An 18,575-nucleotide genomic window follows, 5' to 3' on the forward strand; every position below is an offset into this window, starting at 1 on the left:
CAGACCCGCGAAGGAGGGTGTCATGTCCGTGATGGACAAGCTGAGGCAGATGCTGAAGGGCCATGGCGAACGCGTCGGCGAGGGCCACGACAAGGCGGGGCAGCCCGCAGGCGAGCAGCCTCACGGCGCGCAGCCCGGTCAGGTCGACAAGGGTCCGGACGCGCTCAGGGAACAGATGCGGTCCCGGCCCGAGCAGGACAACCCGCCCCAGCCGTAGCAGGCGCCAGGGCGAGTTGACGCGGCGTCACAGCGGACCCGCTCGGCGCGCGTGCGCCGTGACGCTCTACCGTGAGCCGCGTGACTGCCTTTACCGAAGAAGACGTCCCCGGCCGCCACGGCCCCTCCGCCACCACGGAGGCCGACCCGCGTCAGGTGGGCCGGGTGCGGACCGAGTACTCCCCCGCGCACGACGGCGACCCCGACCCCGGCGAGATCGTCTGGACGTGGGTGCCGTTCGAGGAGAACGACGGGCGCGGCAAGGACCGCCCGGTGCTCGTGGTCGCCCGTGAGGCGGCGGGCACGCTGCTGGCCGTGCAGCTCTCCAGCAAGCGGCACGACGGCGACCGTGAGTGGGTGCCGATCGGGAGCGGGCCCTGGGACCGGTCCGGGCGCGAGTCCTGGGTGGACGTGGACCGCGTCCTTCGGGTGCACGAGGCCGGCATGCGGCGCGAGGCGTGCGCGCTGGACCGGATGCGGTTCAACCTCGTGGTGCACCGGCTCCGGGAACGCTACGGCTGGAACTGAGCCCCGAGCCCCAGAGGGGTCAGGCTGCGCCCACCCGGGTGCCGAAGGCACGCTCGAACGCCGCCCTCGTCGTCGTCCCCGGCGTGCGGTCCAGCACGGCGAAGACGACCTCCTCGAAGTGTCCCGCGAACCGCCCCCCGGCCAGCAGCCCCTGGAACGCCCCGGCCACCTGCGCCGGGTCGTTCCGGAACACCCCGCAGCCCCAGGCGCCCAGCACCAGGCGCCGGTAGCCGCAGGCCGCCGCCGTCTCCAGCACCCGCTCGGCGCGGGTCGCGAGGGCGCGCGGCAGTTCGGCCGCGCGCTCCGGCGCCCTGTGCAGGACCACTCCCGCGTTCGGCGCGGCTGCGGTCAGGAAGCCGACCGCGTACGGAACGTCCAGCAGGCGCCCGTGGTCGTCGCGGAAGACGGGCACCGCCGGTGAATGGATGACACGGTCCGTGTAGAACGGGTCGCGGTGCGCACGGTGGTGGTCGTAGAACTCCCTGACCTCGCGGACGCACGCGTACAGCGCGGAGGCGCGGCACAGGGCCTCTTCCTGGGCCTGCGCGCCGTTCAGGAAGCCACCGCCCGGATTCCGGGCGGAGGCGAAGCTCAGGACGGCCACCGGATCACCCGACCGGCCGACAAGGCGCCGGGCCGCTTCCAGGCTGCTCTCGCCGGTGACCTCCAAGACCCCGGTGACCTGGCCGGCCGGCGGTATGTCCACCGCGTCCGGGCCGTACATCCGCGTCCGTGTGCGGGCGGCCTCGACCGCCGCAGCGATGGCCACCGTACGTCCGCCGGGCGCGCGGTAGGCCCCCGCCGCCACGATCTCCTCCGTCTGCCGCGCGATCCCGCGCAGGCGCGGGGGCCCCCCCCCCCCCCCCCCGCGCCCCCGCCCCCCCCCCCCCCCCCCCCCCCCCGCGCGGGGGCCCGCCCCCCCCGGCGGCGGGGGGGGGGGGGGCGCCCCGGGGGGGGGGGGGGCCCGGGCCCCCCCCCGGGGGGGGCCGGGGCCCCCGCCGCGCGCCCGCTCCCCCGGCATGGCGCACATCTCCCCCGTCGTGCTCATGAACGCATGGTGAGCGATGCTGGTCTCACGCCGCAACAGAGTTTCGCGGTCCCGGAAACAACGTCTCGCCACTCGCACAACAAGAGGAAAGCAGTCCGGAAAGCCCCACTGTGCACCCTTGTGCGAATCCAGGGGAGCGTCTTGGGTGGGACGAGCGATGCCGGTCCGGCCTCCCGGGGCCCGGATCGGCGACATGGTGGAACCTCAGGAGGATCCTGACATGTCCGATTCGGTGAGTGACTGTCCGGAGCACCGCTCCGCCGTCACCGAAGCCGACGTGGAGGCGCTGGTCCGCGGTATCTGCTTCAAGACCGGACCGCCCCGCTCGCTCGGTGTCGAAGTGGAATGGCTCGTCCACGAGCCGCGCACGCCGTGGCTCCCCGTAGCACCGGAACGTCTCGACGCGGCCTATGCCGCACTGCGGACCCTGCCCCTGCGTTCGGCCCTCACGGTCGAACCCGGCGGTCAGCTGGAGCTCAGCTCCGCTCCGGCCGCCTCCCTCATGGAGTGCGTCGGGTCCGTCTCCGCCGACCTCGACGCGGTGCGCGCCGTGCTGCGCGAGGCCGGCCTCGCCCTCAGCGGCCACGGCCACGACCCGTGGCGCCCTCCCCGCCGCTACCTCCGCGAGCCGCGCTACGACGCCATGGAGCGCTGCCTGGACCGTGCGGGGCCCGAGGGGCGGTCCATGATGTGCTCCTCCGCCTCGGTGCAGGTGTGCCTGGACGCCGGGCACGAGGAGCCGGGCCCCCTGGGCTTCGGGCGGCGCTGGTGGCTGGCGCACCAGCTGGGCGCGGTCCTGGTCGCCGCGTTCGCGCACTCCCCGCTCGCCGGGGGCCGGCCCACGGGCTGGCGCTCGACGCGGCAGTTCCTGTGGACGGCCATGGACCCGGGCCGCTCCAGCGCGCCGCCGCTCGTCGGCGACCCGCGCGCCGCCTGGGCCCGGCATGTGCTGGACGCGCCGGTGATGTGCGTCCGCGACGACAGCGGTCCCTGGCGGGTGCCGCAGGGCCTGAGTTTCCGGTCCTGGACCCGGTCCGCCGATCCGCCGGACCGCGGGGACCTGGACTACCACCTGACGACCCTGTTCCCTCCGGTCAGACCGCGCGGCCATCTGGAACTGCGCATGATCGACGCGCAGCCGGGTGACGACGGCTGGATCGTGCCGCTCGCCGTGACGGCCGCGCTCTTCGACGACCCCGAGGCCGCCGAGACCGCGTACCGGTCGGTCAAACCCCTCGCCGAGCGGGCGGGCCCCCTGCCGCCGCCGTGCAATCCGCTGTGGATCGCGGCGGCCCGCGACGGTCTGGCCGACCCCGAGCTGCACGAGACCGCCGTCGCCTGCTTCACGGCCGCCGCCGAGGCGCTGCCGAGGCTCGGTGCCACCGCCGACGTGCTGGGTGCCGTCGCCGAGTTCACCGACCGCTATGTGGCCCGGGGCCGCTGCCCCGCCGACGACCTGCTGCTCCGCTTCCACGGGAAGGACGCCCCCTCCGGCGGGGACGACACCCGGTTCCACGGGAAGGACATGCGCACATGACCGACGAACGCTCCCCGATCGACCCCGAGATACTCCGGGAGCGCGCGCTGGACGCCCTCACCACGGCCCGCGACCGCACCGCGCTCCTGACCACCTGCGTCGACGAGTCCGACCTGACGGCACAGCACTCCCCGCTGATGTCACCGCTGGTGTGGGACCTGGCGCACATAGGCAACCAGGAAGAGCTGTGGCTGCTGCGCGCGGTCGCCGGCCGTGAGGCGATGCGGCCCGAGATCGACGGGCTGTACGACGCCTTCGAACACCCGCGCGCCGAACGGCCCTCGCTGCCGCTGCTGCCGCCCGACGAGGCCCGGCGCTATGCCGCCGAGGTGCGCGGGCGGGCCCTGGACGTGCTGGAGCGCACGCCGCTCACGGGCCGGCCCCTGACCGAGGCGGGCTTCGCCTTCGGCATGATCGCCCAGCACGAGCAGCAGCACGACGAGACGATGCTGATCACCCACCAGCTCCGCAAGGGCCCGCAGGCGCTCACCGCCCCGGATCCGGAGCCGGTGGCGCCGTACGACGGCCCGGGCGAGGTCTTCGTGCCAGGCGGCCCGTTCATCATGGGCACGTCCACCGAGCCGTGGGCACTGGACAACGAACGGCCCGCGCACCAGCGTCAGGTGCCACCGTTCTACATCGACGCCGTCCCGGTGACGAACGGCGCCTACACGGCCTTCATCGAGGACGGCGGCTACGGCGACGAGCGCTGGTGGAGCGCTGAGGGCTGGGCCCACATCCGGAAGCACGGCATCGAGGCCCCGCTGTTCTGGCGTCGCGAGGGCGGGCAGTGGCTGCGGCGGCGCTTCGGCGTCACGGAGGTCGTACCGCCCGACGAGCCGGTGCTGCACGTGTGCTGGTACGAGGCGGACGCGTACGCGCGCTGGGCGGGGCGCCGGCTGCCCACCGAGACCGAGTGGGAGAAGGCCGCCCGCCACGACCCTGCCACAGGACGGTCCCGGCGCTACCCGTGGGGCGAGGCCGACCCGACCCCCGAGCACGCCAACCTCGGGCAGCGGCACCTGCGTCCCGCGCCGGTCGGCAGTTATCCGGCGGGCGCCTCCCCGCTCGGCGTACGGCAGTTGATCGGTGACGTGTGGGAGTGGACGTCGAGCGACTTCCTGCCCTACCCGGGATTCACGGCGTTCCCGTACAAGGAGTACTCGGAGGTGTTCTTCGGGCCGGAGTACAAGGTGCTGCGCGGCGGTTCGTTCGCCGTGGACCCGGTGGCCTGCCGGGGCACCTTCCGGAACTGGGACTATCCGATCCGGCGCCAGATCTTCTCCGGCTTCCGCACCGCCCGGGACGTGTGATGTGTCGTCATCTCGCCTACCTGGGCCCCGAGGAGCCGCTCGGCAGGCTCCTCAAGGAGCCGGCGCACAGCCTGTACCGGCAGTCGTGGGAGCCGCGGCGGCAGCGGTACGGGACGGTCAACGCCGACGGCTTCGGCGTCGGCTGGTACGCCGAGGGTGATCCGGTGCCCGCGCGGTACCGCCGGATGGAGCCCATCTGGAGCGACCCGTCCTTCGCCGACCTGGCGCGGGTCGTGCGCTCCGGTGCACTGCTGGCGGCCGTGCGGGACGCGACCGAAGGGTGCGCCGCGGGAGAGGCCGCGGCGGCGCCGTTCGCTGCGGGCCGGTGGCTGTTCAGCCACAACGGGGCGGTGCCCGGATGGCCCCGCTCCGTCGCCGCCCTCGCCCGGTCCCTGCCGCCGGCCGAACTGCTGTCGCTGGAGGCCCGCACCGACTCGGCCCTCGTCTGGGCGCTCGTGCTGAACCGGTTGCGCGCCGGCGACGACGGGGGCCAGGCGCTGGCCGACACCGTGCTCGATATCGCCGCGGCGGCCCCCGACTCCCGGCTCAACCTGCTGCTCACCAACGGCTCGACGATCGCGGCGACCGCGTGGGGCGACACCCTGTGGTACCTCGCCGAGCCGGGCAGCAGCATCGTCGTCGCCTCGGAGCCCCACGACGACGACTCGCGCTGGCAGGAGGTGCCCGACCGCACGCTGCTCACGGCCGACACCACCGACGTCCTGCTGACCCCGCTCAAGGACCCGCGCGACGACATGGCATCCTCCCCCACTCTCGGCTCCGCTCGAGTGGGGGCACCCCCATCGCCCGAGGAGCCCCGCACGTGAGCCCGTTCCATCTCACCCGCACCCTGCCCGAGGACGCCACGGACGCCGCGCTGCGCACGGACGTCCTGACCGGCCTCACCAGCAGCCCCAAGACGCTGCCCCCGAAGTGGTTCTACGACGCCCACGGCAGCGACCTGTTCGAAAAGATCACCGAGTTGCCGGAGTACTACCCCACACGCGCCGAACGGGAGATCCTCATCGCCCGCTCCGGGGAGATCGCGGCCGCGGCCGGCGCGCGCACACTGGTCGAGCTGGGCTCCGGCTCGTCCGAGAAGACACGGCACCTGCTGGACGCGATGGGCGGGCTGCACACCTACGTCCCCGTCGACGTCAGCGAGAGCGCGCTCACCCAGGCGGGACAGGCCCTGGCCGCCGAGCGGCCCGGTCTGCACGTCCACGCGCTCATCGCCGACTTCACGGCGTCCATCACACTGCCGAAGACACCCGGGCCGCGGCTCGTCGCCTTCCTCGGCGGCACGATCGGCAACCTGGTGCCCGCCGAACGGGCGGCGTTCCTCAAGGCCGTCAGGGCCCTGTTGGCGCCCGGGGACACCCTGCTGCTCGGTACCGACCTGGTGAAGGACCCCTCGGTGCTGGTGGCGGCGTACGACGACGCGGCCGGGGTGACGGCCGCGTTCAACAAGAACGTGCTGGCCGTCGTCAACCGGGAGCTGGGCGCCGACTTCGACCCGGACGCCTTCGACCATGTGGCGCTGTGGGACGCGGAGAACGAGTGGATCGAGATGCGGCTGCGGGCGCGCACCGCGCAGACCGTGAAGGTCCCCGCGCTGGCCCTGGCGGTCGACTTCGCGGAGGGCGAGGAGCTGCGCACCGAGGTGTCGGCGAAGTTCCGCAAGGACGGTGTGAGCCGGGAACTGGCCGCCGCGGGACTGGACCTGACGCACTGGTGGACGGACCGGGAAGGGAGGTTCGCCCTGTCTCTGAGCTCGGCGCGCCCGGCCGGCTGAGCCGGCGCGCGACACACCCGCGGACACCCGCCAAGGAGAGGAGCACCCGCATGACCGATCACATCTACCGGGTCACCGAGATCGTCGGCAGCTCGCCCGAGGGCATCGACCAGGCCATCCGCAACGGGATCGAACGCGCCTCGCAGACGCTGCGCAACCTGGACTGGTTCGAGGTCACGCAGGTCAGGGGCCGGATCGAGAACGGGCGGATCGAGCACTACCAGGTCGGCCTGAAGGTGGGCTTCCGGCTCGAGGACGGCGAGTAGCGGAGGGCGAGGGGCGGGCGTCACAGTCCGCCGAGGGCGGGCCTCACGCGTCCGCCCGGGGCGGGCCTGTCAGGTCCGCCCCTCCCGTTCCTGGGCGTCCTTCAGGACGGCGGACGGGGACGCCCAGCGGGCACGGACGACGGTGAAACCCGCTCGTTCGGCGTCCTGGCAGACCAGTTCGTCGTCGTCGACGAGAACACGGACCTCCCGGCCGCGGGCCAGCTCGCGCAGCAGTTCCAGCTTGGTGACGCGGGCGGGCCTGCGGTCGCCGTTCGACCGCATGTACAGGCGTCCCTCGGGCAGCCCGTGAGCGGTGAGCCAGTCGAGGGTGTCGCGCCGGCAGCGCGCGGGCCGCCCGGTCAGATAGACCAGCTCGCACTCCTCGGCGGTCCTCAGCGCGAGCGCGATCCCCTCGGCCAGCGGCGGGTCCTGCGGCGCGGCCGCGAAGAAGGCGTCCCAGTCACGCGGTCTCGTCCGGAGGAAGCTCTGCCGGTGCGCCGTGTCGGCGAGGGTGTTGTCCACGTCGAAGACGGCGACGGGCCTGCTGTCGTTGGTCACGCCCCCACTCTAGGGAGAGCGCCTCGTGGCTGCCGTCAGCCGTCCGGCCGTGCGGGGGCCGGCGGCCACACGCCGGGCGCGAGGACGCCCTCGACGTAGGCGCGCGCCACCAGGGCCGCCTTGCCGGTCACACCCCAGCGGCGGGAGAGCTGCTTGAAGTGGTAGTTGACGCCGTCCACGGTCAGTCCCACGGCGGAGGCGATCTGACCGGTCGTGGAACCGGCCGCCGCCAGCGCGAGGATCCGGGCCTCGATCTCGTCCGCCTTGACGGGCGGGCCGCCGCGGTCTTGCGCCGGGGCGGGGACGTCCTCGCGGACGGGAAGCATCAGCAGCAGGTCCGGGGCGTCGTCGGAGGCCTCGCCGACCATGTCGACGGTCATCTCGCCGCGGCGCTCGACGCCGGCCGCGGAGGTCCAGCCGACCGCGACGGTGTAACGGGACCTGCGGTGCAGCCGGATCGCCTCGGTGACGGCGCGCAACTCGTCCCTGGTCTCCGGGTGGAACAGATCGAGGATGCTGCGCCCGCGCAGGGGACCGGCGAGTGTGCCCCACTCCCCCGCCATGGCCGCGTTGACCCGCAGGATGGTGCCGTCGGTCGTGCAGTAGGCCGTGGGCAGCGGGAGCCGGTCGAACAGGCCCAGCGCGCGGTTGCGCCAGAAGACCGCCGCGCGGCTGTCCGGCGCCGGGGATCTGCTGGGCGGCAGGGGTATCCGCTGGGGGCGGAAATCCATGCGGGCCCTCCTTCCGTCAAGGACAGGGGCGTTCACTCCCCCAGTCAAGTGGCAGGAACCGCGCCGGTGCCACTCGTCACGCGGAAGAGTGAGAACATCCGTCGGCCAGGCAACCTCCCCACCACGGAACTTCGTCCTTTCAGACGTGCACGACTCACCTGCTTCAGCACTCCGTCACGCCAGATTCTCGTACAGCAGTGGTATATGACCCAACCATGGCCAAACCTCACGTTGCGGACCGTGCGCCGGTATCGCAGGGTCAGAGGGTGAGCGCACTCTCGCCCGCCCCCGCCCCCACGCGCACCGGGGGCGGTGCCCGTCGCATCCGCCTTCCCTTCGACAACCGACTTCTGCCCGGCGCCACGTCGGCCCTCGCGCTGTTCGCCTCCATCCGCATGGCCGGTATCGTCGCGATCGCCGTGGCGAACCACCTCGCCGGCCACCCGATGCTCAAGGGTCTGGCCCACTCCTGGGACTCCCGCTGGTACCTGCACATCGCGCAGCACGGCTACGGCACGTACGTCCACGTCCTCCACAACGGTGCCGTCCAGCGGGACTGGGCGTTCTTCCCCCTGTACCCGGGACTCATCCGCGCCGTGTACACCGTCCTGCCGATCAGTCCGGGCGCCGCCGCCCTGCTGGTCGCCTGGAGCGCCGCCGGGGTGGCCGCGTACGGCATCTACGTGATCGGCCACCGCCTGTACGGACGCGCGGTCGCCACCGTCCTCGTCGGAGTGTGGGCCGCGATGCCGCACTCCGTCGTCCTCAACCTCGCCTACACCGAGTCCCTGCTGACCGCGCTGGCCGTCTGGGCGCTCTACGCGGTGCTGACGGGCCGCTGGCTGTGGGCCGGTGTGCTGGCGGCCCTGGCGGGCCTGTCCCGGCCCACGGGGTTCTCCGTGGCCGCCGCGGTGGTCGTCGTCGCCGTGCACGAGATCGTCAGGCGGCGCGGCCGGGTCCCGCTCGGGCTGTGGTTCGGCGCCGCCATCGCGCCCCTCGGCTGGGTGAGTTTCGTGCTGTGGGTGGGCGCCCATATGGGTGATCTGTTCGGCGGCTACTTCACCGTGCAGCGCGCCTGGGACTCCCGCTTCGACTTCGGCGCGGGCTCGCTGCACTTCCTCAAGGGGCTGCTGGTGCACGGCGGCCGGGTCGTCTACCCTCTGGCGCTGGTGATCGTCGCGGCGGCCATCCTGCTGTTCTGCCTGCTGTGCGTCGACCGGGCGCCGCTGGCGCTGATCGTCTACGCCGGGATACTGCTCCTGATCACGGTCGGCGGCTCCGGTCCCTACGCGTCGAAGCCGCGTTTCCTGCTGCCCGCGTTCCCGCTGCTGATCCCGCTCGCGCGGGGGCTCGTACGGACCTGGCGGGTGCGGCCGAAACAGGCATGCCTGCTCGGCATCGCGCTCACCCTGCTCTCCGTGACCTACGGGGCGTACCTCATGACGACCAGTCACACCCCGCTGTGAGCGGGGCAGTTCAGGGCTTGACGGCGACCGCGCCGAACTGCGGGACCGTGACCGCCGAGTCGGCGGCCGCGTCGGGCCGCCAGTGGGCGCACGAGACGAGTCCGGGGGCGAGGATGTCCAGGCCGTCGAAGAAGGACGCGACCTGCGCGCGGGTGCGGGCGGTGATGGGCGGGGTCGCGTTGTCGTTCCAGAACCGCATCGCCTCGACGTTGCCCTGGCCGCCGAGGTCGGCGTCCGTGGTGGGGTGGGTCAGGACGAGGCAACTGCCGGACGGCACCGCGGACATGAGGGTGCGGGTGATCTCCCGTGCCCGGTCGGTGTCGAGGACGAAGTTGAGGATGCCGAGCATCATGACGGCGACGGGGCGGGTGAGGTCGAGGGTGGCCGCGGCGCGGCGGACGACGGAGTCCGGGTCGTGCACGTCGGCGTCGACGTAGTCGGTGGCTCCCTCGGGGGTGCTGGTCAGCAGCGCACGGGCGTGGACCAGCACGACGGGATCGTTGTCGACGTACACGATCCGGGACTCGGGCGCGATGCGCTGGGCGATGTCGTGGGTGTTGTCCAGCGTCGGCAGCCCGGTGCCGACGTCCAGGAACTGCCGCACCCCGCACTCGTCGGCCAGGAACCGGACCGCCCGCCCGAGGAAGGCACGGTCCGCGCGGGCCACTTCGCGGATCACCGGGAACATCGACGCGACCTGGTCGCCGACCTTCCGGTCGATCTCGTAGTTGTCGCGGCCGCCGATCCAGTAGTTCCACACCCGGGCGTTGTGGGCCACCTGGGTGTCCACCCGGGTCGGCCCGCCCGACTGGCGCTGGTGCTCGCTCACGTCCGTCTCCCCTCGGCCTCGGCGGTGGCGCGCCGCCGGCGGCCATTGTGCCGTCGCCGCGGTGCCTCGGGGGCGGTTTCGCCGCTGTCTGGGCCCGTGCCGGGGCGGGTACCCGCAGGGTGTCACGACTCTTTGGGGAGATGACTCGGATGCGCTTCCTCGGAATGCTCCTCCTCGCCGCCACCGCCGCCTTCACCGGGCTGGTGATCGCCGACAATCTGGGCGGCGGCCCGCACTACACCGTGTCGATGCTCGGGCAGAACATCGCCACCATGAACACCCTCGCCATCTTCTGCGCCGGCCTCGCCCTGGCACTGATCTTCGCGCTGGGCCTGGCCACGGCGGCGAGCGCGGCGACGCACCGGACACGGGGCGCGCGCAGGGCCCGCCGGACCACCGTGGTCGACGACCCGGGGGGACCCGACACCCGGCGCTGACGAGAGGCCCTCACCGGTCGGGCCGGGCGTTGCTGACGTCCGCCAGAGCCGAACGCGGGTCCTCGGCCGCGGCGAGGTCGCCCAGGCTGACGATGCCGACCGGGCAGCCGCCCTTCTCGACCACAGGCAGCCTGCGCACGGCGTGGCGGCGCATCAGGGCGACCGCGTGGTCGGTCGTGTCGTCGGGCGCGAGCGTCACCACGGGGGGACGGCTGCACACCGAGCCCGCGGTCGTGGTGTCCGGGTCGCCGTTCTCGGCGATCATGCGGACCACGATGTCGCGGTCGGTGAGCACCCCGAACAGGTCGCTGTCGTACGTCACCAGCACATCGCCGACGTTCTCGTCGCGCATCAGGCGGGCCGCCCGCGCCACCGAGGTCATCGGCTCGACGGCGACCGTGCCACGGGACATCACGTCACGTACCTGCCTGGTCATGGGAAACCTCCTGGTTCGTCGTGTCGGAGTGCGGCTCCCGGCCGGCCGCCCGGGACTCGGGAGCGGCGCGCCAGCCGCTCCAGCGGTGGACGGTGACCACGACCACCGGTCCGTCCGGCGGGCTGTCCCGGTACTGGGGGTACTTCCGCCCCAGCAGGGCGAGCGCGGCGTCGTACTCCCCACGGTCGTCGTCCTCGGACACCTCCGGCGGCACGGCCCGGGCGCCTCCGTCCGCCCGTACCCACCACAGCCGCTCCCAGTCCTCGTCGTACGCGTCCACCAGCAGGCTCACGGCCGGGTGGACGGCGATGTTGTGCAGCCGCTTCAGCTTCCGGGAGCTCTTGGGTTTGCGGTCGACGGCCATGACGATCCCGCCGTCGTCGCGCACGGCGAACACGACCGGTACGAGGTGGGGGCGCCCCTCGGGGTCCACCGTCGCCAGCCGCGCCACCCGGGCGTCGGTGAACCGTCGCCGTGCCTCGCCCTCTTCGATCCGCGGCACTCCCGCTCCTCCTCACCGTCGCGTGTCACCGCCGCGGGACAGCTCCGGCACGTCGGCGGGTACTCCTTCCGGCGCTGGCGGGTACCCGGCGTCCGGCGCTCTCACACGGTCGGCCCTCGGATGCCGCCGTGCGGGTGGCCGGGGCACACTGGAAAGGCGGCCCGCGCCCCGGCCTGCCGACCGACCAGGCAAGGAGGCCGTCGTGGAATTCGACGTGATCGTGGAGATCCCGCAGGGATCGCGCAACAAGTACGAGATGGACCACGCCCAGCACCGCATCCGTCTGGACCGGATGCTGTTCACCTCCACCCAGTACCCGGCCGACTACGGCTACATCGACCACACGCTCGGCCGGGACGGCGACCCGCTCGACGCCCTCGTCATCGTCGGCGAGCCCACGTTCCCCGGCTGTGCGATCGAGTGCCGCGCCGTCGGCATGTTCGTCATGAAGGACGAGAAGGGCCCCGACGACAAGATCCTGTGCGTCCCGGCGCACGATCCCCGCTACGCGGGGGTCCAGGACATCGGTGATGTTCCCGCCTTCGACCGGCTGGAGATCACCCACTTCTTCGAGGTGTACAAGGACCTGGAGCCCGGCAAGTCGGTCGAGGGGTCGCACTGGGAGGGGCGGGAGCAGGCGTACGAGGAGATCGAGGCCTCCCGCCGACGCGCCTCGGAGGGCTGACGCAGCCGTGCGGAGCTCTCAGCTGAACCCGCTCGGGTCGAGGTCGCGGGGCAGCAGCATGACGCGGTGGAGGTTGCAGGCGGCGGCCGCGTGGGGTGCCGGTGGCTGAGAGGACTGGTGGGCGTGCAGCGCCACGCTCACCAGACTCAGCAGCAGGTCGACGTCGGTGTCGCAGTCCAGACGCACGGTCACCCAGCGTGAGCCGGGAAGGATGCGGATGGCGGTCGACTCCGCGAGGTCGCCGGAGAAACGGCGGATGGCCCCGGTGGTCAGGTGCAGATCCGCCTCGCGGTCGCCGTGGAAGTGGACGATCTCGCTGTGCGGGGTGCTGAGCGCCCGCCCCGTGCCGCAACTGGCCGGCCCCACCGTGAGGTCGGGCCAGGAGTCGAGCCGCTCCAGAGCGCGCTGGGCCAGAGTCATGCGCCCATCGTCGTCTCCTCACTCCGCCGCCACCAGAGGTTGAGGGTTCTGTAACCGGGCCGTGAGGTCGGGGCTTCGAACCCGGGTGGCCGGGGTCGCCCCCTGACATGGGTGGGCGGGTGAGGACGGCGCGAAAAGCCCGAGCGACCGTCAGCGTCGTATCAAGGCCGGTCCTTTCGGCTCCGGGAGTGTCCAGCGTCGGCCGTATGGAGGGGCCGCGACGAGGCACGACGCGAGTTGCACAAGAGATCGACCCCCGGGTCCTGGTGGTGCTGGCGTCGGCGGCCGGTGGCCGTGGTGGCGTCGCTGGTGACACCACTGCCGTGGCGGATGGCGTTCGTGCTCGGCGCGGTCCTGGCGAGCACCGACCCGGTGGCGGTCACCGCGCTCGGGCGGCGGCTGGCGCTGCCGCCGAGGGCTCAGGTGCTGGTGCAGGCGGAGAGCCTGTTCAACGACGCGACCTCGCTGGTGCTGTTCCGGGTGGCGGTGAGTGTCGCCGTGGGCTCCGCGCTCGCCGTCGCCGCCACGCTCGTCGCGGTCCGACTGCTGTGGGTGGCGCCCCTGTCGGCGGTGGTGCAGCGCAAGAGCGGGATGCAGCGCAGGAACTGGCGGGTGCCGCTGGTTCTGACCTGGGCGGGCACCCGGGGCGTCGTCCCGCTGGCCGCGGCCCTGTCCATCCCGGTCACCACCTGGCACGGCGCCGCGCTGACGCAGCGGCCCCAGCGGCCCCAGCGGCCCCTGCTGCTCGTGCTGTCGACGTCGGTCGTGGTCGTCACCCTCGTCGTCCAGGGCTTCACCCTCTCTCCGCTCGTTCGCCGCTCGGGCATCGCGCTGGAGCCCGACCACACGGAACGCGAGGAGGCCGCCGCCCGCTGCCGTCTGGCCGGCGCGGGCAAGCGGCGCCTGGACGAACTGGCGCAGCTGCGGGCCGCCCCGGACGTCGTCCTGGACCGGTTGCGCCGGGGGCTGACCGCCCGCCTCGACGACGCCCGCGAACGCCTCGCCGACGTGGACGGGACCGCCGCCCCCGTCGAGTTCGCCGACCTGATCCACCGGCAGTTGCGCCGCGAGCTGATCGCCGTCGAAGCGGCGGAACTCCGGCGCCCCTACGACGAACACGCCATCAGGGACACCACACGCCGCCGCCTCCAGCACTCGCTGGACCTGGAAGAGGCCCGGCTGGCCGACATCTGACACCAGGGGGGCCTTCCGGGCGGTCGGCCGTCCGCCAGCCGTTCTTAACGGAAGCTTGACGCCTCGAGACCCGTCATCCGTGGGCCCTCGCATCACTCTCTGCTTACGCTGGTGCGGCCGTCCGCGTGAGGGCCGATTCCCGCACCAAGCCGCACATCAGGCGCACGCCGCACAACAGGAGAGCACGTCCATGGCCGTGACCACCGAACACCCACCCGCGAGTCGATTGCGGGCGTGGATGCTGCAGGGGCTGTCCGACATGGGCAAGGGCACCGTGCAGGGCCCGCATGCCCAGCCCGAGCCCCCGCACAAGGGCCAGCGCTGGTGGCGGGTGATGTGCCTGACCGGCGTCGACTACTTCTCCACCCTCGGCTACCAGCCCGGCATCGCCGCCCTCGCCGCCGGGCTGCTCTCCCCCGTCGCCACCGTCGTCCTCGTCGCCGTCACCCTGGCCGGCGCCCTGCCCGTCTACCGCCGCGTCGCCGAGGAGAGCCCGCACGGCGAAGGCTCCATCGCCATGCTGGAGCGCCTGCTCTCCTTCTGGCAGGGCAAGCTCTTCGTCCTCACCCTGCTCGGATTCGCCGCCACCGACTTCCTGATCACCATCACCCTCTCCGCCGCCGACGCCTCCACCCACCTGGTGGAGAACCCGCATCTGACGGGTCTGCTGCACGGGAAGGAGATGGTGATCACCCTCTTCCTCGTGGCACTGCTGGGCGCAGTCTTCCTCAAGGGCTTCCTGGAGGCGATCGGTGTCGCGGTAGCCCTGGTGGTGACCTATCTGAGCCTGAACGCCGTCGTGGTGGCCGTCGGCCTGTGGCACGTGGTCACCGCCGGGCATGTGGTGACCGACTGGAGCAACGCCCTGACCACCCAGCACGGCAACGTCCTCGCCATGATCGGCGTCTCCCTGCTGGTCTTCCCGAAGCTGGCGCTCGGCCTGTCCGGCTTCGAGACCGGCGTCGCCGTCATGCCGCACGTCCAGGGCGACCCCGGCGACACCGAGGACAAGCCCGCGGGCCGCATCCGCGACACCAAGAAGCTGCTCACGGCCGCCGCGCTGATCATGAGCGTCTTCCTGATCGCCACCAGCTTCATCACCACCGTGCTGATCCCGGCGAAGGAGTTCGAGCCGGGCGGCCAGGCCAACGGCCGTGCGCTGGCGTACCTCGCCCACCAGTACCTGGGCGGCGGCTTCGGCACCCTCTACGACATCTCGACCATCGCGATCCTGTGGTTCGCCGGCGCCTCCGCCATGGCCGGGCTGCTCAACCTGATGCCCCGCTACCTGCCCCGCTACGGCATGGCCCCGCACTGGGCCCGCGCCGTGCGCCCCATGGTCATCGTCTTCACCCTGATCGCCTTCCTGGTCACCTGGATCTTCGACGCCAACGTCGACGCCCAGGGCGGCGCCTACGCCACCGGCGTCCTGGTCCTGATGTCGTCCGCGGCGATCGCGGTGACCATCGCCGCCCGCAAGGCCGCGCAGCGCGGCTGGACCATCGGCTTCGCGGTCGTCTCGGCGGTCCTGCTGTACGTCACCGTCGTCAACGTCATCGAGCGGCCGGACGGTGTGAAGATCGGCGCCTGCTTCATCGCTGGGATCATCCTCGTCTCGCTGCTGTCCCGGCTGGCCCGTGCCTTCGAGCTCCGGGTGACCAGCGTGACCCTCGACGACATGGCGGAACGTTTCGTCAGGGACATCGCCAGCCGCCGAATCCGCTTCATCGCCAATGAGCCGGACCGGCGCGACATCGCGGAGTACCGCGAGAAGATCGAGCAGATCCGGGCGGACAACGACGTCACGGCCCAGGAGGACTTCGTCTTCGTGGAGGTGACGGTCGGCGACCCCTCGGAGTTCGAGGCGGGGCTGGTCGTGCGCGGAGAGGTGCTGCACGGCCGCTACCGCGTCCTGACGCTGGAGTCGTCCTCGATCCCCAACGCCCTGGCGGCACTGCTGCTGCACGTCCGCGACAGGACCGGCTGCATCCCGCACATCTACTTCGAGTGGACCGAGGGCGGCCCGTTCGCCAACTTCCTGCGCTTCTTCCTCTTCGGCCAGGGCGAGGTGGCCCCGGTCACCCGTGAGGTACTGCGGGAGGCGGAGCGGGACCGCAAACGGCGGCCGCGGGTCCACGTCGGCTGAGCGGGTGCGCGTCCGCTGAGCGGGTCGGCTGAGCGGGTCGACGTCGGCTGAGCGGGTCGACGTCGACTGAGCGGGTCCACGTCGACTGAGCGGGTCCACGTCGACTGAGCGGGGACGGGCGGCCGTCAGACGGAGGGCCGGGGCCGGGGCCTCCAGAGGGCGCGCCGCCGGGGGCGCACCGTGACCCGGCTGTACCTGATGTGGCCGACGAGTTCGATGCGCAGGGCCACCGGCGCCGCGCCGCCGCCCGACCGGCGCGCCCTGATCTTGGCGTAGCTCGCCGTGAGCGCGTCGGTGTCCACCATGACGCCGGGCCCGGTCCTCAGCTTCAGGGCGGCACCGCGCAGGTCCAGTTCGATGCGCAGGGTGTCGTGGGCGAGGACGGCCTGGGTGAAGTCGAGCGTCACCTCGCCCCAGGACGAGCGGATCTCCATCCGCCGGGGGACGACCCAGGGACCGTCACGCCGGGTCGAACTGCCATGCTGGTCGATCCGGACGACGTCCTTCGCTTCGGGCAGCGGCCGCCCCGTGTCCTGCGCCACGGCCGGCAGGTCCGCCGTGAGGACGGCCAGCTCTCCCATGGTGCGGGCCGAGAAGGCGGCCTCCAGGCGCTCGTCGAGTTCCTCCGCGGTCAGTCGGCCGTCCCCTGCGGCGACGCGCAGCACGTCGACGACATGCTCGCGGTCCGCGTGCGAGGCCCGCAGCAGCGCGGGCGGCGCGCCCGAGTCCAGAAGCTCGTCGGCGTGCGCGACTTCTCCCGGCATTCCCTCACCCCGTTCCAGTCGAAGACCGGATCTGACGTTATATCGCGTCATACCTCGTTGCCAAGGGTTCCGGGAATCCCGCGGCCGAGCGAGCGTTGAACCCCTTGTGAGCTCAGTGATCGCGGACACCCGTTTCTCCGTACTGGACCGCTCGCGCACCCGCGAGGGGCACGACGGCTCCGAGGCCCTGCGGGACACCGTGCGGCTGGCGCAGGAGGTCGAGCGGCTGGGATATCACCGGTTCTGGGTCTCCGAGCACCACGGCGTGCCAGGTGTCGCGGGTTCGGCGCCGACCGTGCTGGCGGCGGCCGTCGCCGCGGCCACGCGGACCATCCGGGTGGGGACGGGCGGTGTGATGCTGCCCAATCACCGACCGCTCGTGGTGGCCGAGCAGTTCGGCGTACTCGAGTCGCTGTTCCCGGGACGGATCGACATGGGGCTCGGCCGTTCCGTCGGCTTCACGGACGGGGTGCGCAGGGCGCTCGGCCGGGACAAGGGCGACGCCGACGACTTCGCGGGCCAACTCGCCGAGCTGCTGGGGTGGTTCGGCGGCACCTCGCCCACCGGCGTGCACGCCCGGCCCGCCGAGGGCCTGTCCGTGCCGCCCTTCGTGCTGGCCATGGGCGAGGGTGCGCTGATCGCCGCCCACTCCGGGCTGCCCATGGTCATCGGTGACTTCCGGAACCGGGAGCGGATGCTGCGCGGCATCGAGCGCTACCGGCGGGAGTTCCGGCCCTCCGCGTGGGCGCCCGAGCCGTACGTCGTCGTCTCCGGCACCGTCGCGGTCGCCGCCACCGCCGAAGACGCCCGCCGCATCCTGATCCCCGAGGCCTGGTCGATGGCGCACGCGCGCACCCACGGCACCTTTCCGCCGCTGCCTGACGCCCAACGGGTGGAGTCGATGACGATGAGCGCCAGGGAGCGGGCGTTCTACGAGGAGGGGCTCGTCGGTCACCTCGCCGGCACCGAGGAGCAGGTCGCCGACGAGCTGGAGGACCTGCTCAAGGAGACGGGGGCGCGAGAGGTGCTGGTCACGACCAGCACGTACGACCGTGCGGCGCTCGTGGACTCGTACCGGAGGCTGGCCCGGGTCGCGGGGCTGGGCGCGGCGTAGGGGACGCGCGCCGCCAAGTGGTCACAGCCCCAGGTCGCTCAGCCCCGGGTGGTCGTCGGGTCTGCGTCCCGGCGGCCAGTGGAACAGGCGGTCCTGCTCCTGGATGGGGAGGTCGTTGATGGAGGCGTGTCGCCGGCGCATCAGGCCGTTGTCGTCGAACTCCCAGTTCTCGTTGCCGTAGGAGCGGAACCAGTTGCCCGAGTCGTCGTGGCACTCGTAGGCGAACCGCACCGCGATGCGGTTGCCGTCGACGGCCCAGAGCTCCTTGATGAGCCGGTAGTCCAGCTCGCGGCGCCACTTGCGGGTGAGGAAGGCGACGATCTCGTCGCGGCCGGTGACGAACTCCGCCCGATTGCGCCAGCGGGAGTCCACCGTGTAGGCGAGTGCGACCTTCTCCGGGTCGCGGGTGTTCCAGGCGTCTTCCGCGAGCCGCACCTTCTCCGTGGCGGTGTCGTGGGTGAACGGCGGGAACGGTGGGCGGGGTGGGTGCGTCATATCGCCTCCGCGATGGTGAGAACGGTGGTTCCCCACTCGGGCGACCACGGTACGAGACCACTGGTCCCCCCGCAGCCGCGACAGTCCGGACGCAC

The 18,575-nt window shown here is 72.5% G+C and carries 21 protein-coding genes and 1 pseudogene; 13 read left to right on the forward strand and 9 right to left on the reverse strand.

Annotated elements, in window-relative coordinates:
* The first annotated feature begins 22 nt into the window (after window positions 1-22).
* Window positions 23-217, forward strand: coding sequence for an antitoxin (locus ACIRC0_RS20105; RefSeq protein WP_403617489.1), 195 nt, complete (start codon window positions 23-25; stop codon window positions 215-217).
* Between the two features lie 80 nt (window positions 218-297).
* On the forward strand, window positions 298-744 hold the full coding sequence (locus tag ACIRC0_RS20110; RefSeq protein ID WP_403617490.1) for a type II toxin-antitoxin system PemK/MazF family toxin: 447 nt from the start codon (window positions 298-300) through the stop codon (window positions 742-744).
* Between the two features lie 19 nt (window positions 745-763).
* Here the strand turns inward: ACIRC0_RS20110 and ACIRC0_RS20115 are convergent, their stop codons facing one another.
* Window positions 764-1,585, reverse strand: a complete 822-nt coding sequence (locus ACIRC0_RS20115; RefSeq protein WP_403617918.1) for a TIGR02452 family protein — start codon at window positions 1,583-1,585, stop codon at window positions 764-766.
* 427 nt (window positions 1,586-2,012) lie between these two features.
* Between ACIRC0_RS20115 and egtA the strand changes: the two genes are divergently transcribed.
* From egtA to ACIRC0_RS20140, 5 genes are read left to right on the forward strand one after another with little or no spacing between them, the layout of a single operon-like run.
* Window positions 2,013-3,329 carry an ergothioneine biosynthesis glutamate--cysteine ligase EgtA gene (gene egtA / locus ACIRC0_RS20120; RefSeq protein ID WP_403617491.1) on the forward strand — a complete coding sequence of 439 codons (1,317 nt, stop codon included), beginning with the start codon at window positions 2,013-2,015 and terminating at the stop codon, window positions 3,327-3,329.
* Complete coding sequence (gene egtB / locus ACIRC0_RS20125) at window positions 3,326-4,642, forward strand: ergothioneine biosynthesis protein EgtB (protein WP_403617492.1); 1,317 nt, start codon at window positions 3,326-3,328, stop codon at window positions 4,640-4,642. The genes egtA and egtB overlap by 4 nt, the downstream gene beginning before the upstream one ends.
* Entirely contained in the window at window positions 4,642-5,469 is an 828-nt protein-coding gene (gene egtC, locus ACIRC0_RS20130; protein ID WP_403617493.1) for an ergothioneine biosynthesis protein EgtC, read from the forward strand. Before egtB ends, egtC begins: the two co-directional genes overlap by 1 nt.
* On the forward strand, window positions 5,466-6,437 hold the full coding sequence (gene egtD / locus ACIRC0_RS20135; RefSeq protein ID WP_403617494.1) for an L-histidine N(alpha)-methyltransferase: 972 nt from the start codon (window positions 5,466-5,468) through the stop codon (window positions 6,435-6,437). The genes egtC and egtD overlap by 4 nt, the downstream gene beginning before the upstream one ends.
* A gap of 50 nt (window positions 6,438-6,487) precedes the next feature.
* Window positions 6,488-6,703, forward strand: coding sequence for a dodecin (locus ACIRC0_RS20140; protein ID WP_103839492.1), 216 nt, complete (start codon window positions 6,488-6,490; stop codon window positions 6,701-6,703).
* A gap of 69 nt (window positions 6,704-6,772) precedes the next feature.
* Here the strand turns inward: ACIRC0_RS20140 and ACIRC0_RS20145 are convergent, their stop codons facing one another.
* On the reverse strand, window positions 6,773-7,261 hold the full coding sequence (locus ACIRC0_RS20145) for a hypothetical protein (RefSeq protein WP_403617495.1): 489 nt from the start codon (window positions 7,259-7,261) through the stop codon (window positions 6,773-6,775).
* Between the two features lie 35 nt (window positions 7,262-7,296).
* Window positions 7,297-7,992: a helix-turn-helix transcriptional regulator gene (locus tag ACIRC0_RS20150; RefSeq protein WP_403617496.1), complete on the reverse strand. Its 696-nt coding sequence runs from the start codon at window positions 7,990-7,992 to the stop codon at window positions 7,297-7,299.
* 266 nt (window positions 7,993-8,258) lie between these two features.
* Between ACIRC0_RS20150 and ACIRC0_RS20155 the strand changes: the two genes are divergently transcribed.
* A complete protein-coding gene (locus ACIRC0_RS20155) occupies window positions 8,259-9,458 on the forward strand; it encodes a hypothetical protein (RefSeq protein WP_403617497.1) in 1,200 nt (399 codons plus the stop codon).
* 10 nt (window positions 9,459-9,468) lie between these two features.
* Here ACIRC0_RS20155 and ACIRC0_RS20160 read toward each other — a convergent pair whose 3' ends face one another.
* Window positions 9,469-10,287, reverse strand: coding sequence for an SAM-dependent methyltransferase (locus tag ACIRC0_RS20160; RefSeq protein ID WP_403617498.1), 819 nt, complete (start codon window positions 10,285-10,287; stop codon window positions 9,469-9,471).
* Window positions 10,288-10,436: 149 nt separating this feature from the next.
* On the opposite strand from ACIRC0_RS20160, the gene ACIRC0_RS20165 reads away from it, so the two are divergent.
* Entirely contained in the window at window positions 10,437-10,724 is a 288-nt protein-coding gene (locus ACIRC0_RS20165; protein WP_403617499.1) for a hypothetical protein, read from the forward strand.
* 10 nt (window positions 10,725-10,734) lie between these two features.
* On the opposite strand, the gene ACIRC0_RS20170 is transcribed toward ACIRC0_RS20165, so the two are convergent.
* Both ACIRC0_RS20170 and ACIRC0_RS20175 read right to left on the reverse strand, forming a co-directional pair.
* Complete coding sequence (locus ACIRC0_RS20170) at window positions 10,735-11,160, reverse strand: CBS domain-containing protein (protein ID WP_403617500.1); 426 nt, start codon at window positions 11,158-11,160, stop codon at window positions 10,735-10,737.
* Window positions 11,141-11,662: a TIGR03668 family PPOX class F420-dependent oxidoreductase gene (locus ACIRC0_RS20175; RefSeq protein ID WP_403617501.1), complete on the reverse strand. Its 522-nt coding sequence runs from the start codon at window positions 11,660-11,662 to the stop codon at window positions 11,141-11,143. Before ACIRC0_RS20175 ends, ACIRC0_RS20170 begins: the two co-directional genes overlap by 20 nt.
* Window positions 11,663-11,864: 202 nt before the next feature.
* On the opposite strand from ACIRC0_RS20175, the gene ACIRC0_RS20180 reads away from it, so the two are divergent.
* On the forward strand, window positions 11,865-12,347 hold the full coding sequence (locus ACIRC0_RS20180) for an inorganic diphosphatase (RefSeq protein ID WP_403617502.1): 483 nt from the start codon (window positions 11,865-11,867) through the stop codon (window positions 12,345-12,347).
* A gap of 18 nt (window positions 12,348-12,365) precedes the next feature.
* Here ACIRC0_RS20180 and ACIRC0_RS20185 read toward each other — a convergent pair whose 3' ends face one another.
* Window positions 12,366-12,767, reverse strand: coding sequence for a luciferase family protein (locus ACIRC0_RS20185; RefSeq protein WP_403617503.1), 402 nt, complete (start codon window positions 12,765-12,767; stop codon window positions 12,366-12,368).
* Between the two features lie 266 nt (window positions 12,768-13,033).
* Between ACIRC0_RS20185 and ACIRC0_RS20190 the strand changes: the two are divergent.
* Both ACIRC0_RS20190 and ACIRC0_RS20195 read left to right on the forward strand, forming a co-directional pair.
* A pseudogene (locus ACIRC0_RS20190) lies at window positions 13,034-13,961 on the forward strand (cation:proton antiporter); the annotation flags it as partial.
* 190 nt (window positions 13,962-14,151) lie between these two features.
* Window positions 14,152-16,107 (forward strand): amino acid transporter, encoded by a 1,956-nt coding sequence (locus tag ACIRC0_RS20195; RefSeq protein ID WP_403617504.1) that lies wholly within the window; start codon window positions 14,152-14,154, stop codon window positions 16,105-16,107.
* Between the two features lie 125 nt (window positions 16,108-16,232).
* Here ACIRC0_RS20195 and ACIRC0_RS20200 read toward each other — a convergent pair whose 3' ends face one another.
* Complete coding sequence (locus ACIRC0_RS20200) at window positions 16,233-16,871, reverse strand: DUF1707 domain-containing protein (protein WP_403617505.1); 639 nt, start codon at window positions 16,869-16,871, stop codon at window positions 16,233-16,235.
* A gap of 106 nt (window positions 16,872-16,977) precedes the next feature.
* On the opposite strand from ACIRC0_RS20200, the gene ACIRC0_RS20205 reads away from it, so the two are divergent.
* Window positions 16,978-17,985 carry an LLM class flavin-dependent oxidoreductase gene (locus ACIRC0_RS20205; RefSeq protein WP_403617506.1) on the forward strand — a complete coding sequence of 336 codons (1,008 nt, stop codon included), beginning with the start codon at window positions 16,978-16,980 and terminating at the stop codon, window positions 17,983-17,985.
* Window positions 17,986-18,006: 21 nt separating this feature from the next.
* Here the strand turns inward: ACIRC0_RS20205 and ACIRC0_RS20210 are convergent, their stop codons facing one another.
* On the reverse strand, window positions 18,007-18,480 hold the full coding sequence (locus tag ACIRC0_RS20210) for a DUF1348 family protein (RefSeq protein ID WP_403617507.1): 474 nt from the start codon (window positions 18,478-18,480) through the stop codon (window positions 18,007-18,009).
* Between the last annotated feature and the right edge of the window lie 95 nt (window positions 18,481-18,575).

This window comes from Streptomyces sp. NPDC093984, from assembly GCF_044764595.1.
Taxonomy (GTDB): Bacteria; Actinomycetota; Actinomycetes; order Streptomycetales; family Streptomycetaceae; genus Streptomyces; species Streptomyces cynarae.